General features: G+C 43.9%; 11 protein-coding genes. 1 reads left to right on the forward strand and 10 read right to left on the reverse strand.

The annotated features are described in order from the left end of the window. A partial coding sequence (locus QZ331_RS13115; protein ID WP_294631022.1) for a hypothetical protein occupies positions 1-341 on the forward strand: 341 nt, incomplete at its 5' end. Between the two features lie 37 nt (positions 342-378). On the opposite strand, the gene QZ331_RS13120 is transcribed toward QZ331_RS13115, so the two are convergent. From QZ331_RS13120 to QZ331_RS13165, 10 genes are read right to left on the reverse strand one after another with little or no spacing between them, the layout of a single operon-like run. Further along, entirely contained in the window at positions 379-1,890 is a 1,512-nt protein-coding gene (locus tag QZ331_RS13120; RefSeq protein ID WP_294631023.1) for a hypothetical protein, read from the reverse strand. Next, the gene (locus QZ331_RS13125; protein WP_294631024.1) at positions 1,877-4,162 is read right to left on the reverse strand and encodes a fimbrillin family protein; all 2,286 of its coding nucleotides are present in this window, start codon (positions 4,160-4,162) and stop codon (positions 1,877-1,879) included. Before QZ331_RS13125 ends, QZ331_RS13120 begins: the two co-directional genes overlap by 14 nt. Positions 4,163-4,174: 12 nt before the next feature. Further along, positions 4,175-5,824 (reverse strand): fimbrillin family protein, encoded by a 1,650-nt coding sequence (locus QZ331_RS13130; protein WP_294631026.1) that lies wholly within the window; start codon positions 5,822-5,824, stop codon positions 4,175-4,177. Positions 5,825-5,882: 58 nt separating this feature from the next. Continuing rightward, on the reverse strand, positions 5,883-7,250 hold the full coding sequence (locus tag QZ331_RS13135) for a fimbrillin family protein (protein ID WP_294631028.1): 1,368 nt from the start codon (positions 7,248-7,250) through the stop codon (positions 5,883-5,885). A 22-nt stretch (positions 7,251-7,272) separates the two neighbouring features. After that, positions 7,273-8,355, reverse strand: coding sequence for a hypothetical protein (locus QZ331_RS13140; RefSeq protein ID WP_294631029.1), 1,083 nt, complete (start codon positions 8,353-8,355; stop codon positions 7,273-7,275). A gap of 36 nt (positions 8,356-8,391) precedes the next feature. Further along, positions 8,392-9,780 (reverse strand): hypothetical protein, encoded by a 1,389-nt coding sequence (locus tag QZ331_RS13145; protein WP_294631031.1) that lies wholly within the window; start codon positions 9,778-9,780, stop codon positions 8,392-8,394. 3 nt (positions 9,781-9,783) lie between these two features. Further along, positions 9,784-10,782, reverse strand: a complete 999-nt coding sequence (locus QZ331_RS13150; protein WP_294631033.1) for a FimB/Mfa2 family fimbrial subunit — start codon at positions 10,780-10,782, stop codon at positions 9,784-9,786. Positions 10,783-10,826: 44 nt separating this feature from the next. Then, positions 10,827-12,776: an Mfa1 family fimbria major subunit gene (locus QZ331_RS13155; RefSeq protein ID WP_294631035.1), complete on the reverse strand. Its 1,950-nt coding sequence runs from the start codon at positions 12,774-12,776 to the stop codon at positions 10,827-10,829. Positions 12,777-12,804: 28 nt separating this feature from the next. Continuing rightward, positions 12,805-14,229: a DUF3868 domain-containing protein gene (locus QZ331_RS13160; RefSeq protein WP_294631039.1), complete on the reverse strand. Its 1,425-nt coding sequence runs from the start codon at positions 14,227-14,229 to the stop codon at positions 12,805-12,807. Positions 14,230-14,253: 24 nt separating this feature from the next. Beyond that, positions 14,254-14,841 carry a DUF3575 domain-containing protein gene (locus QZ331_RS13165; protein ID WP_294631037.1) on the reverse strand — a complete coding sequence of 196 codons (588 nt, stop codon included), beginning with the start codon at positions 14,839-14,841 and terminating at the stop codon, positions 14,254-14,256. Between the last annotated feature and the right edge of the window lie 604 nt (positions 14,842-15,445).

Consider the following 15,445-nt stretch of genomic DNA (forward strand, 5'->3'; position numbering starts at 1 on the left):
ATACTGATACGTTGTTTAACACAAAAGTAAACAAAATTGTTGGAAATGCAAAAAAACAACTCAGTAACTATATGAATATTAGGCAAGTATTAACAATTACCCTAACAAACACAAGGACATCCAAACTTATAAACAGCAATATGATTATCCGCTATCTTCCCCTAACTACTAACCAAAAAAATTATAGCCTAATATTCAGCTTGTTACAGCATCTATATATGCTGGCTTCAGGAGATATAGATGGTAGAAGTAGGACATATAGATGCTGGAAACAGGACATATATGCGGTGGAAGTAGGATATATATGCGCTACAAATCGCTCATACAGAGAGGGAAAATAGCGGATAATCATAACAACAAAACTACGTGTATATTCCTCTATGACGAATATTTTTCCCCATCTATATACAAGTCTTTGACATTTGATGCCCCTTTATCAAATAAATTGATAATCTGCCCATCATTTTGAACATACGAAATAATATTATGTCCCATTCCATTAAAGATATAACCGTCAGGCATATTCCCAAGCCATCCTATCCAAGCATTATAGCTCTTCAAATCTATATCATCATATAGCCGGAAAACTTTTACTTCTTTGCCATTTTCATCGGTCTCTACGGTATATAGATTTTCTATTAGAGAATCATCCGGTTGTTTTCCCTCCTTAAGTAGTTTAATATAATCATACATCCGTCTCATGTCATCCTCATTATAAATTCCTTTATGCTTCGGTGAATGTCCGGATGTCCTGTCAGGAAGTTCCGTCCATCCCAAAATCATCGTGCTCATACCAAACACTTGCCCATCTCTCACTTGAAGTGACAATGCAATGTGCTCACCTGCTTTTAATTCTGTCAAAGGTAAATCCCTTAGATGCCCGTAGTATGGTCCGCATTCTTCCAGATAACCTTTTTCAATAACATTTCCTGCTCCATCAATCTTATCCGGATGCCATTCATAAGCTTCTATAATGAACTCTCCATAGTCTTCAAATCTGAATGGCGGCAAATAAAAGGAATAATGATCATTCCGGCTATCATTCTTCGGAAATATGCGCGATGTGGCGTTGAAACTTAATCCTCTCTCTTCATCTTTATTTGCTGTCACTGTGGGAGCTGCCGTAATGTTTCCGTTAGTGTCTATTCCGGTAGAGAATGTAGCATAGCGAGGCATATCGGGAAATATAATTTTCACATCTCCCAAAGGGGATGAGCCTCCGTCCGTCTTTAGCCGTCTCACTGAGTTTACTGTTATTTTACTGACCAAATGGCGGAAAACCAATTCCACATAACTTCCATTCGTGCGATAGCTCACTGCACCTTCCTGTGCACCGATGAATTTCTCTAGAGCGATGTTGTTTTTTTTGTTTACATGAGTATTATTATCCAGATCTTCGTTCTTCGGAGCAAAATTTACCTTACCTGTCATTATGCTTTTCCCAGCGTCGTTCATTGTTACACCGTCGGGAACGTTCCACGCTTGAAAATAGTGAGAAGCGGTCGTGGTATGCCACTCCAGTTTTTGGTTGTCGTCTTTAGGTTCCAACCTACCGGCAGTACCTCCCTGAGAGGTGACATACACTCCGTCGGTCCGGAAATCATCGGGCACTGTTGTAGCATCATCTTCAACATACGTATGGATATGGATGGCACCATAATCGTTTTCGGAACTGATTAAATCGATGGCAGGCTCACTGCTATCAGCGGCACGCGTGGTAACAATAGTCTGTACCGCACCGCCAAAAGCAATTTCTGACGTACGGGAGAATCCATCTTGTGATTCCTCACTATCGGTGCAGGCAGCAAACAAAGTCATGCACATCACCGACAATAATATACGAAACAGTTTTTCTTGTATGTTCATATCTTTGTATTTATCTTGTTTCATTTGGCAAACCTTCATTGGTCGATGTATCTGCTACGTTCGCTCCCGAAAACGAGATGCCATCGCGGTCTCTTGCATTGTTACCATTTCCTTTATAACCTTCGTCCGTACGGTGTATGGGAATGATGCCCGAGAAGGTACCTAAATAGCAATCTTTATCCGGCTCGTTTGCCCGCCCGCTAAGAGTGTTTCCATACCAATTGGTATTGAATACCAATTCGTCTACATCCGATGTGGCAATACATCCGAAAGCACCTCCGGTAGCGTAGCGGACATTAGGACTAATGTCTCCGTTCCAACCTTCTACATCGCACAATGAATTGCAATTATCTATATAGAAATTGAACAAACGTCCGGTAATCCCTCCGGTAAACGATTTTCCGCTTCCTGTTGTCGCTACACCTTGACCACCTTTTACGCTACCCTCTACGGATATATTTTTGAAATCCTTTCGAGTCGTTTCTCCTGTCAAACGCCGCAGACGTCCTGCCATTCCTCCCGTGTAATTCTCCGAAGCTGTAGACAGCCCTGCATCCACATTCACTGCTAAGGTAACGTTCTCAATATGGTTGGATGAAAAACCGACAATTCCTCCTGTAGACATCGACAGTGTGCTTACACACGAATTAATGATATTGATGCATGTGGAAGTAGTGTCGCCATCTCCTGTGGTAAAGACGGAACAACCGGACAGAGTCCCTAGATTTTGTCCGATGATGCCTCCGATGAATATTTCGCTTTCAATTGTCCCACCGGGATTCTTCATGGCGGCATTGATATTGATTTGTCCTCTTACTTTGATATCGGACACCGTTCCATTATTATTACCCGTCACACAACCAATAGAATAGACTCCTGTTACCAATTCGAGTTCAAGGTCCAAGTTACTGATACGCACATTACTGATGGTACCACTCGCTGTTACCGAACGTGACAATCCTCCATATCCCGGTGTGCCAAGATGTACCTCTCCTTTTCTTTTGGTATTGCTGATACCTAAATTGTACAACCGTCCCTGAATCTCGTTGAAGATGGGACGAACGGCATTATAGATATAGTGGAAATCGCCATCGAAAGTGACGGAAGTAATCAAATTGCAAAGCGCATCCAAATGTGTTTCCGGAAAATCGTTGTCGCTCAACGGGTCTCTGCCGCTAAAGTCAAGATCTTTGAGCAGGATGATTCCTGTACCCGTCTGTTGAAGTATTTGTGTACCGTCTTCATCGGTAAAGTCGTCTCCTTTTCCCGCTGCCGTTAGAAATCCGGGAATGTTGATAAGTTTGTGGGCTTTCGTACTGTCGTCCGGATGACTCCATCCGCCATCGTCGGGGTCATCATATACAATTCCTGTATCCTGTGTGATGTTGAGCCGGTAGGAATGGTTAGACTCCAGTTTACTGAGCTTTTCGGAGTTAAGCGTAAGATAATTGCGATTGTAGCGATAACCGAGTTTACACCCCGAAAAAGAAACTCCCGGCTCCAAATAGAACGTAACGGTTCTGCCGTATTCATCGGGTACTTTCGTGTCCTGCGAACGGGCGATATAAGTACCATATTTTTCGTATCCTTCCGTGGGTAATGACTGCCATTCTATCTCCACTCCCTTCTGCGGGCTACGTTTCAAGCGGTATGCATTATGAAAACCGCTGTCGTCCGGCTTGGTGAGCCAATACTCGCTGACGGTGCTCGCATCCAATTGGGTGACGGACAGGCGGGCACAGAGATGGGTAAAGGTGAGATTCACCGTGTGTCCGAAGTTGAATGGCACCGGACCTGCCTTCAACGGCACGGTATTGTCCGACGTTCCCACTTCGGCTATGTCGCTGAGCATACATGAAGTGCTGGCTCCACTCTCATCACTGATGGGACCGTCGGCTTGAGAGACATAATAGGCAGTGAACATCCCGTAGTCGCAGGCGTATGGCCAAGTGATTTCGTGATTGTTCATCATAGATATCCAATCTCCTTTCACGTATCGGTAGGCACAATATTGCGGTGTGCCTTGTGGCGTGCCCTCAATTCCCTGGTTGGCTTCGCCCACGTAGAATTGTGCTGTAATGTGTATGACGTCGCCATCCTCAAAATTCGTTTTCCCTTCGGTGGCTCTTGTTGGAAATTCATCGGCGGCATACTGCGCCGTGAATCCCACCACCAAGCCCTCGGAACGTCCGGAAGACGGGGATTCGGAGTCGTCTTCCGCAGTACATGCCGACAATGCGCATACCATGCAAAGTGCCGGCACCAGCCGATATAGATATTTCCTTATCATGTTCATTGATTCATCAGATTATTTAGAGGTTGTTATAATCACATTTGTCACATCGACACTCTCGACTTTCGGCAGCGTGCTGCCGGAAGGGTTCTTGCCCACTATCCCTTTGTATATTCCCACAGCATCGGATTGCCCGCCCATGATGGCTCCTTGAAAGGTGCAGTGCTCTACGGCTCCACCTGTCATTTCTCCGGCAAATGTCCCCGTGAATACATCGGAAGTGCAACGTATGGAAATGCCCGCTACCCGACAATTGGTGACAGTACCTCCTGTCATTCGTGCGGCGATTGTTCCACACAGGGCACCGGTTGTTCCTGAATTTTGGATGGAGAAAGACGAAAAACGCACATCTTGAATGCAACCACCGTCGCTAATGGTGCCGATAAATCCGGTGCTACCGTTGCCCTTCAACGAAAGATTACTCAGCGTGTGGTTGGCACCGCTCAATGTATCGCATAGATGGGTGATATATGCCGAAATAGATTCCTTAAAAGCAGGGTCGGAGCAATCTAAATCTTCTCCTAAATAAAAATTCCATCTTTGATTAGCATAGTCGCCATAACTCAACAACGGATGCTTGGTGTCTTCTATTTCTTTTGAAGAAGGCCTTAGGGACACATCAGGATATTCTTTGACAAAATTATTATATTGCAGTATCCAGTCTTTCAACTGTCCGATTTCATTGATTTTATGTTCCCGTTTGATCGTAATATCGTCATATTTTTCCCATGACTGAATATCTCCTCCGCGCACCACAGGTTTCAAGTTTTCCATCTGAATGGTAAATGAGAAGATATTCCCTGGTTTTAGAGAGCCCCATTCTTCATGGATGGGGTTTTGAGATTCGTCTACCAGTTCGAATATATCATGAGGTAAATATAACTTTTGAAGAGTTCCGGTGTTGTCGTAGAGGGTGATGTAGTCGACTTTTATGAAATCAAGTCCTGATACCTGCCACGGTTGAAGGCAAGGAAGAATAACAGTATAAATACCGGCTTCTTCCCATGTTGCAAACTCTTTCTTGTCTCCCAATAATTTGAATGGTTTGTTGGGAGCGTTTGCCGGGTTGTCAATGATGCACATCTTATCGGCAGGCTTGTCAAGATAGACTGTAATTTTCTGCTTTCCGTCCGGCATTTTATCCGTTTGCTCGAATCCTTCTCCGCACTTTATTTTCAATCGACAGAAAGAGTGGTAAAATCGATACCCTTCTCCCCAATCATCCGTTGCATGCAGGCAATCAAAAACACGATTGTTTTCTTGGTCAATAATAGATACCCCTCCCTCTTTCTCAATACCTTCTCGATAGGGATAATAGAGATATATCTTTCCTAAGCTGTTGACATCCGCATTAACGTCCGGATTCACAAATACACATGCCTTGCCCGAAGAATAATCGAATTTCATCGGGATATTCACAAAGGGACCATTGTTTTCATCCAAATTGCCTCCGGATGAAAAAAGTCCGATTACGTCATTCTCTTTAAAGCCTTGCTCGTTCGTCATATCTGCGCCACCGATAGCTCTCGAATGCATTGAACGCAAAGAAGCGGTGATTCTCAATCCTTGCGATACTTCAGAGGACGATTTTTCTTCGTGGGAACAGGAGGTTGCTACCAGCAACAGTCCTGCCATATATATAATATGATTCCAAAAGTTTTTCATATATATTTCCTTTCATTCATGGTAGTTCTTGTTGACTTTTCATTCTTCTCGTATGGAGTTATGGCTGTTGCTGGGTCAATCTGTCAACCAAATCCTCTATGGCGTTGTCCTTATACTCCGTGTCGCCTATTGTAATGGAATGTCCATACATTGCAAACGTAAAGTCACTGTCACAGAACAAAGTTGTCAATTCATCATCGGCAAACTCCAGGTTGGCAAACAGATTGAATGTCCATTTACCATCTTTTTCCGTTCCATATCTTTTCACTTCGCGGAGCGCCTTGTCGTTGTTCGCGTCAGCCTTCAAATTATTGTAAGCCTCAATAAGTTTCGGCAAGTCGGATAGATCGTAGATACCTGCCTTGTTAGCAACTATGGGATAAGTCCCTATGTCTTTCCAGCGTTCCACCACTGCCGGGCGAAATTCCAATTTCGGTTTCTGACCGTCGCGCAGCAAGGTGACATTCAGTGTCAAGTGTTGTCCAGCCGTCAGGCGAGACAGTTGCATAGACGAGGTCACACCGTTAGCATCTGTCACGGTCAGAGCTATGGGCAAGGGTGCTGAATATGTCACCTGTTCGCCGTTTTCTTTCATGCTGATTCGCAAGCGTGGTCTTTTCTCTCCCTCCTGCAACCGTTGGGGAGGGAAAATGAAAGGTGCTGTCTTGTATACGTAATTCGAAGCGGTAGTGCCATCTCCGGATACAAGCTCTGATTCCCATTCGGGGGTGTTTTCTCTCAACATGATGGAGGTATAGTCGGGAGTGTCGGCAATACCTATTTGCCCCGTGAGCCTGTTGAAGTTTTCCGGACGCAACACTACCTCGGTCAGTTCCACTGAAGCGTTTTTCAGTTCCTCCCCATCATTGGATGTCACATGAACCGAAAGGCGGGTCATGCGGTGATACAAATCGAATTTTAATTCGACTGATTTGCGGTCACTAATCTTGCATTGTCCCCACACAATATCGTTGGTAGCATCCTTATCGTCTATGCCCGCTGCATAAAGTTTCTTTTCTGTATCGGAAAACTGTACTCCATAGAATTCTTCGCTCCCGTTATTATCATACGGCACATTATCCAGAAGAAACGTATAGTTTTCCATGTATGCTATATCTGCCCATGTCAGGAAATGACCGTCAGCGGCAGCCACAAGTCCGGTACTACTAGCGAATGTACAAGGTACAGTGGAATATGTGCTTTGGACAGGATAAGAAAAACGATATCCGGCGCTATCACTTTCCGCAACTGTTCCCACATTCAAACCACGTGCCAATACATCATCGCTGATGGTGGCACGAATACGAAAGTTCCCTTCGGCTTCGATGCCATCGGTTGCTGCTGTGTGGTCGGCACACGATACGGCAATGACCGGCAAAAACATGACCGAAAGAATACTATATAATATGTAGGTATTGTACTTCATTCTTTTTTCATCATTAACTTGTTCACGCTTCTGTCTCTTCTTTTTCCAAACTCATATCGGTTTCTGCTTGTTCCCACGGTTTGATTTCTGCTTTTATCAAGAAAGCCTCGTTTGATTCTTCTTTGAAAGTCAGTTTCAAATCGGTGATTTTTCCGGCTTCGAAACTGATGTTGTGATTTACAGGGTTATACCGATAACTTTTATTCAAGCCGTCTACTGTCTTCAAATTAAGACGCAGCAATATTTTATTATCGGCAATCTGTTGCACAGGCAATATTGCAGCAAAAGAATAAACATAACAATCGCGACCGTTTATTGTCTCTTCTTCTATACCGGAAGAGAGCTTTTCCGTGTCGTACAAGGCAAACATCTTGATATCCGCTTTCGGGGCAGTATCTCCTGTTTGAGGAGTCACAGGAGGAGCACTACCTGATGGCAAGGTTTGAGTATACTCAATTGTAAAACTGGTATACAAATCGGATAGAGCAATGTTGTAAAGAGCTCCTTTTTCGAACCCGGTATTGGTGCTTCGGTCATACTTGGGCACACACACCTTCACTCGAAGCATGGCGAGTACATGCCAAAACTTCAAAGAGATTCTTTTTCCGAACTCTGTAGTCGAATGAAAAGCCATTAATATATCGGAAGCTTGGAAATTTTCTTTTTTACTTTGATCATCAAAAACCGCATTTCTGTATTTATGGTAATGAGGGAATACAATTGCGTAGAATCTATATTGGGAGTTTTCGAGTTTCACATCCTTCCACATGAAGCCTCGCCCCTCTAACGGACGGAAGTTATACTGCCCGCCGGTCAGATCACTTAAACGTTCGTCATATACATACCATTTATAATCTGCATCGTCCGTAAAGTCCGGTTTGTTACTTGTATAATTGTATATCCGCAGGTAACTTTCACCGTCGATAAACGTATTGTGCAAATAATCATCTTCGGTATATACAGCACCCGATTTAGTAACTGCACCAAATCCTACCGCACCATCCGGCAGTCCCGGCACTGAGTCGATGGGCTGTATGCTTTCTTCCGCATCATGGGAACAGGCTGTCCACAAAAGCGAAAGTATGATAAAAAATATATATTTCACTCTATGGTTCATAGTTTTCTCCTTTATCTTCGTAGGCTAATTTTCGGTTGGCGGATTAGTGTCGGGCACTAACTCACCCTCAAATTTTTCTTTCACATTTCCCCACGGCTCAATTTCTGCATATATGGCAAATTGCCCAGCTCCCTTAAAGGTGATATTCACTTTCACATGCGTATTGCGGAAAAGGGAACATAATTGAGGAAGGATGGCGGTATAGCTGGCAGCTTTCCAGTTTGCAGGGTCTTTTTCATCCAAAGGTGCATTCTCGTCCAAATCCAACTCGTTTGTAATCACCGTAAGGCGGTATTGCTGCAATTTCAGTTCGTCAGCCCAAGGGTTTTCTTTTGTTTCCTCCTCGTCTTTGGCAGGCCATGCGGGATTGCGGCTTTCGGGCAGATAGACAACGGGGGCATCTGCATAGGTATGCTTCGTTTCATCCACACCGTCAGCTTTCGGTTCTATGACGGGGGCATCTGGTGCATTCGTTTCCTTGCTATACCAATGGGTATAAACGCTATGAGTAGCCCGTTCCGGCACTTCGTTGTCTGTCAGCCACTGATAACGCGCAATGTCGGTGTCGGCATTCTTTTCCGTTTCCTTTTTCATCCAATCTATCCAATTGCCTTCCAACGGCAGGAGTTCTTGTCGCTCCGTATCTACTACATGGTATTTACCTTCTGCATCTGTGTTTACATAAGGCATCAGATAGGATTGGTCGGCAATGTTCTCCAACGTCCATCCTAACAATTTGATTTTTCTCTTCTTGGAAGAAATGACATCTCCCTCTTCCGGTTTCGGGTTCTCCGGAATTTGAATCGTATTGTTGGTGTAACTGAACGTAATCTTACTTACGGTTCTGACAATGTAGCATTCTTTTTCTTCCGATGTCTTCCCCATTTCAAACTCATATACAGCAGTCATGGGCAATCCCGTTTGGACAAGGTCATCTGCCTGTTGCGGAAAAAAGCTGACGCGATCGATGCTGGCAATACCAGTACGATGATCAGGAAGATACATTTCGTTCGGTTCCAGGTCTATCTTATTTCCTTCCAAATCCTTCACCTGCGCTTCGTTGGCAATCAGATATACCCGTTTGGTCAATTCTCCTTCTACTTCAAACTCTTTTTCATCGGAAAGACGGATACCTATGCTGTTAAAATCATAGCAGTCATTGTATTCTACCGTCCAATAGCCGTTCTTACTTTTGCTCAAGATTACGATACGCAGACTGTGCATCGCCTCCTCATTCACTGTCTCGCTTTGCGAATCAGCGTCCAGTGTTTGGACTTTCAATGTCAATGTCGCCTGTTTCGTCTCCCTGCCGCCTTCGTTGTACACATCATCGGCGCAAGCCGAGAGCGTTACCACGGACAACACGGTGCAGAACATTGCAACTATCTTATATGTAATCTTCGTCTTACTCATCTCTTAAAGTTCCGCGTTATTGATTCTCACCACCCAGTTATTTACTACAATGCGCGTTTTCAGCCAAATTCCGTTTTGCAGGAAGAAGAAAAGCGTCCAACGGCTTTCGCGGTCCAGATATTCCTGATCGCCCATCTTATAATATTCGCTACGTGTCAGCAAAAGGTATTCGTTCAACGGGAAGTCTATCACTTCCTTACCATCTTCGTGACGTTTCACCACCAGGCGAGGGTTGTTCTTTTTCATCAGGCGCGAAGTGCTGAGTTCAGCATAGGCAACTTCCACGGGTTGGGGCACTACCTGACCGGGACCTACAATAGAAACACCTGTCTGTGCCTGCCCTTTAGCCCACGGAGTATAAAGGATGGGAGAAGTGCCTTCCGTCAGAAGGTCGTTGTCGTAGTTGAACAATGAATTATTGTCGGTAATTTCAAAATCGAAATCATCGGCATTTACTGTTCCTCCATTCACCTGTTGCAATACGATGCGGATGTTGTTGGTATTCTTCATCATCTCTACAACTCCTTGACTGTAGAGGTCGGCAGTGGCGAGCGACAGTTCGCCCCAAAACATATCATGTAGTTTCCGGTCTGCCGGACGAGCGGCTGCCACGCGGTTTTTGTCCATCTCCACCCGCAAATCCGTATATTTGCTTCCGGTAGCAGGTTCTTCAATCACCGAAAAGGTTTTCTCTTCGCAGGCAAGCCCTCCGTAGGCGACGAAATGATAATTCCCTTTGTCAAGGTCTATTTTCATCCGGTAGTTTTCGTCCTGCAACTCCGTGCCTGTCACAGTCTTTGTATCTACATAATTGCCTTTGTCGTCGTAGATATAGAGCGTCAGGCAATCCACTTGCTTTGGAAAAGCGTTGGCGTACTCCATATTGTAATCGTAGATGAAGCGCAACGATACGCCGTGCGGACACGGGTCGAGGTCTTCGTAAATACGTTCGCACGAAGATAAGGCAAGACTTATGGATGCGACGCCGAACGCCGCACCCATAAGTCTTGAAATTATATTTCGTTTGCTACTTTGCATATTGATTCTTAAAATTCGATGTTGTTAACGCGAACTACCCAGGGAAGTACTTCAACGGAAAGTTTAAGATATACATCTCCCTTCTCATCCGGATCATCCGGGTCTACAGGATCAGGGTCATTTTCTGATATACGCGGATGACCGAGACGTTCAATCTTTGTTACAGCAAGTTTATAGACATTGTTACGTACTACACCAAATTCCATTGGTCCCATTACACCATTATTTCCATTGTCGTTGTGGCGGTTCCAATAGAAGTAGTAGCAATAATAACCTGGTTCCTCTCCTGCTTCCTGGCTTGACTGATAAATAGTGAATTTAGCTGCCGTAGCTGCTTTTTTGAAAGCTGATTGTTTTTCTGTATTTTCTTTATCTTCTATTTGCCATTTGCTCCACAAATAGTCAGGACTATTAGTATCATCACTATACACAGCATCCACTCCGTCTTTTTCCGCTACTGGTGTAATGTTGTTCGGAGTTCCAAAAACAGCTTTATAAAACTCACTGGTAGTTCCAGCCAGAATAGCCGCTGCACGAACCTCTTTCCATGTCACATACAAATTGTTAGAGTATAAATAAAGGATAGGGTCTGTAGCAGAATCACCAGACGCATTTTCAAGGGCTGCTGCCAAAGAATCGTTTGCATCGTCACCTGCTATCATCTTACCTTTAAATATAACCCCGGTACTGATACCATTCTTTTGAATTTCTTCACCCGGAATGGTATTTTCAGTAACATAACGCCATATCTTGTAATTCTTATCTTTCCAATTATCATTTTCATTACCAAGAACATCTGAAATATTTGACGTATACCATTGTCTACGTGCGTCTACATCAATAGCCCAAGTATTATCTTTTACGTGTCCTAAACAGAAATTGAAATATTTATCATATTCTTTTTTATCAATGATACTATTATCATATTTCTCAGCCGCATCGGTATCTACCACGTAATTAACATCTGTTTCCGTTCCACCAATTTCAACATTTTCAGCCAACCCGTTGTCAGAAACACGGCGAAGATAATAGAAGGCTTTGCTCATATTCACCAATGCCATTTTCTGTAGCTGAATTTTCATTACAGTCTTTTCGGTAGCACCTTCACCTTCCGCTTTATTTTTTATCACAACATAAGTGTTATTGTCACCACTTCCATCTTTGAAATCGAAACGGGCCACCGCACGCTCTACCGGAATAGCACCACCATTATTGATTTCTTTATCACTACCGGCATTATTCATACCGGACAGATTGAATGCCTTGTCTACAGAAGTATAACTATCCCAATCACTCAAATTGACAGGTATTTGCTTCAAAGCTTTTGTTGCGTTGGCGGTAGACATCAGGAATCCTTGCTTATGCTCAGCTCCGCCCCAAACGGCATTGTCTTGACCTGACGAGGGAGCTTCTATAACAGAACCAACAGCATTATACCAATCCGTTTTTCCAAATTCACCATTATTATTTGCTACCCCTTCTATAATATTCTTCAATTCATGAGTCGGATTACAGAATGCATACACATAAATTTTACATTCATCCAGAGTTAATGTCTTTTCACCATTGTTATAATAAGTAGCCAATGTAGATTTACTAATTTTCTGAGTCGCAGAAATCTTTCCTTCTGTTATCTTGTCCAATCCTCCTTCTTCTCCATAGGCGATGAATTTGTTGTTCTTATCGGCCAAAACCAATAAAAGAGATTTCACATCATTTTCGTAATCCTTTCCTACTTCCTTGCCATCAGAACTACCACCGTTTTCCTCTGTTGTACTTCGCGTGCCTGCTCCCGCAACCGGAAGCTGTACTGCCACATTCATATACACAGCATCTTTCGTGCTGCCATTCTGTTCGGAACCGGGTTCATTCCCCGTCAGTTCGTCACTGCTACACCCTGCAAGCAATCCTAATGAAAGAATGCCTACAAAAAACTTGCTATAACATTTCATTCTCATAAGATATAAGTTTTAAAATTATTGTTCTTTATTTCTTCAGTTCTTCTATTTGCTTCAACATTTCTCCGGCTTCCGCCACACCTTTACGGGCTGCTTCGGCAAACAGTTGTTTCGCCGTATCAAAGTCGTTTTGCAAAGCAGCATATGTTGCGCGTGCATAGATAGCTTGCGGCGAATTTCCTGCTTTGGCAAGATAGCGTTCCGTATTCTTCATGTCGCGCAGGCGCATTGCAGTGTTTGCCGCATTCAGGTTAGCAACTTCATCGTTGGGGAACATACGCACGGCGATGCTGAACGTCTCGTTGTATTCGTCGCTGCCCGGTTCCATCTCCTGTGCGGCGAGATACATTTCGTTGAGGCTCAACTTTTGTGGTTGCGTCTTTAGCAGGCGTTTGATTTCTGCCACATCCGTGTATGCACGCACTTCATACTTCACGGCATAGTCCGAGTGGCGCAAACCAGGGTAAATATTCTTCAACAACCAAGCATAGTCTGCCGGATAAGTTTTCTTTATTTTCCACTCTTTGGCATCCGGCTCCATATTGCTGCGAATCAAAGCGAGAATGGCGTCGCGGTTTTGCAAATCTGATTTTTCCACGGCACGTTCCAGCCCTGCCCAGTCCTCGGGCTCGTAGTCGGTGGAGATGATGGATTCAGGGAAGTTATACTGCTTCCGTACATATTCCTTTAGCGTGTGTGTACGCCCTTTGGCCAAACGTTCGTTGTTGGAATACGGGCTTTCGGGCGATGCATATCCTTTGATGTTAAGGGCAATGATACGTGTGTCCACATCGTTCTTCACAGCATCAATCGTGGTGAGAATCTTTTGCAGTTCCACCGGATTGCGGCGGTAGTTCTCATGGATTTCCGTACGGTTGACGGGGAAGTCGATATAAGCAGAACCTTCGAGCACATTGATTTTCGGTTCAGCTTTCGGACGGATATATACAAAGGAGGGCGCGAATGCTTTGGGTTCGAGTTGAAGAGCCAACAACGGTTCTTTATCGCCTGCAAGCGTTTCGCTGCAACAGCCGCAGATTTCATTCAGTGTAACAAGTCGGGCAGTATTCATCCATTTGTCGTAAGGAACCACCGTGCGGTATTCTACGAGCGACACTTCGCTGCGACGGTAGAGCATCGTTGTTTCCGGCCGCGACTTATCGTTGCGTAAGTGATGGTAATATCGGTTGCGTCCGGCAATCAGTACCGCAGGCAGGCTCAGTGTATTGTCACCATCTGCCAAAGCCGGTGTGAGCACCACTTCGCGGTTACTTCCCACCTTTAGGGCGGAAACGTCTATATCCATCGAAATAAAGAGTTTATCATCCGAACGGGAGACGGAGAGATTCTGCACCGTTACTTGTCCGTTCATAATCGTCTGTCCTTTTGCCGGCAACACACCGAGCAGGGAGAACAAGCCACAACATACTATTACAGCTATTCTGTTATTCATCGTACGCATAACCACTACCTATTATTAAAATGTATATACCAGATTGACAGCCGCCTTTGTAGGACCGACGTAATGATGAGATTTGTTTTTTTCGAGTTTTGTGCCGCAAGTTGCACAAGGATAAACGTCGTAGCGGGTATAAACCCAACCCAGACCAAGCTCTGTTTCCAAGTTCCAATGCTTGTTCAGTATCCACGAATAACCATAGGCAACACCTGCACCGGCAAACCAGCCCTGGTAGCGCCGATTGGAAACTACGGAGAAATCCGTACCTAAAAATGAAATGTTGTTGCTTAAGTTGCCCACGTTGTATTGTCCGCCTAAGACATGAGCGCCGACAAAGTGACCTGCAAAGCGGTCGCAGAACCAATACCGTGCTTCCGGCTGCAAGAGCCAATGTTTCCATTTACGGTCGTGAGAGAGTGTCCAGCCATTGTAGTCAGCAGACAAATCAAACGTCCATTGAGGAGCCAAGCCTACCTCAATACCTGCATTTACATTCAGAAATGCATCATACAAAACATTCGTCTTGATCGCTACTTTCTGCGCTCTCACCACTGTACAGAACATACCGGTCAAAACTATCATCAGAAAATAAATTGTTCGTTTCATTTCCAATTTTATATTTCAATTTAATGTTAGTCTTTACCTTCATTCCCCTTTTTGTGCTTTCCCTATAGGCACAGAAACCATACACGAACGGATTCCCTATCCTCATGTGTATGCATACTTTGGCACCTCTCTTCCTAAGAGAGGTATTGAAGTCTTTATAGAAACGCTAATTAATTGAAATACAACGAGTATTGAATTAGTTGAAAAAGTGTATAGATTACAAATGTTCTGCAAATTCGCTGATATTGAATTAATTGAAGAAAAAAAAGTTCATATTTATGTTGTCATTTACAGTAAATTATATAACTTTGCCCCATGTTAATACATCTCTTAGGAAGAGATAATCTATTTATTAATTCATTGATACTTCTCTTAGGAAGAGAGGTGTCAAAGTGTACATACACTTGAGGACGGGGAATCCGATTTGTGTATATTTTCTAGGCCTATAGGGAGAGCACTAAGGGGAAATAAAAGGAAAGACTAAAGTTAAATTGAAATATAAAATTGGAAATGAAACGGACAATTTTTTTTCTGATGATAGTCTTGACTGGTATGTTCTGTACAGTGGTGAGAGCGCAGAAAGTAGCGATCAAGACGAATGTTT

The sequence above is a fragment of the uncultured Bacteroides sp. genome, from assembly GCF_910586915.1.
Lineage (GTDB): Bacteria > Bacteroidota > Bacteroidia > Bacteroidales > Bacteroidaceae > Bacteroides.

What these genes read in the sequence shown, in the direction of transcription:
- QZ331_RS13120 (WP_294631023.1), bottom strand. Translation starts at nt 1,890, where the DNA reads ATGAAACAAGATAAATACAAAGATATGAACATACAAGAAAAACTGTTT.
- QZ331_RS13125 (WP_294631024.1), bottom strand. Translation starts at nt 4,162, where the DNA reads ATGAACATGATAAGGAAATATCTATATCGGCTGGTGCCGGCACTTTGC.
- QZ331_RS13130 (WP_294631026.1), bottom strand. Translation starts at nt 5,824, where the DNA reads ATGAAAAACTTTTGGAATCATATTATATATATGGCAGGACTGTTGCTG.
- QZ331_RS13135 (WP_294631028.1), bottom strand. Translation starts at nt 7,250, where the DNA reads ATGAAGTACAATACCTACATATTATATAGTATTCTTTCGGTCATGTTT.
- QZ331_RS13145 (WP_294631031.1), bottom strand. Translation starts at nt 9,780, where the DNA reads ATGAGTAAGACGAAGATTACATATAAGATAGTTGCAATGTTCTGCACC.
- QZ331_RS13150 (WP_294631033.1), bottom strand. Translation starts at nt 10,782, where the DNA reads ATGGGTGCGGCGTTCGGCGTCGCATCCATAAGTCTTGCCTTATCTTCG.
- QZ331_RS13155 (WP_294631035.1), bottom strand. Translation starts at nt 12,776, where the DNA reads ATGAGAATGAAATGTTATAGCAAGTTTTTTGTAGGCATTCTTTCATTA.
- QZ331_RS13160 (WP_294631039.1), bottom strand. Translation starts at nt 14,229, where the DNA reads ATGAATAACAGAATAGCTGTAATAGTATGTTGTGGCTTGTTCTCCCTG.
- QZ331_RS13165 (WP_294631037.1), bottom strand. Translation starts at nt 14,841, where the DNA reads ATGAAACGAACAATTTATTTTCTGATGATAGTTTTGACCGGTATGTTC.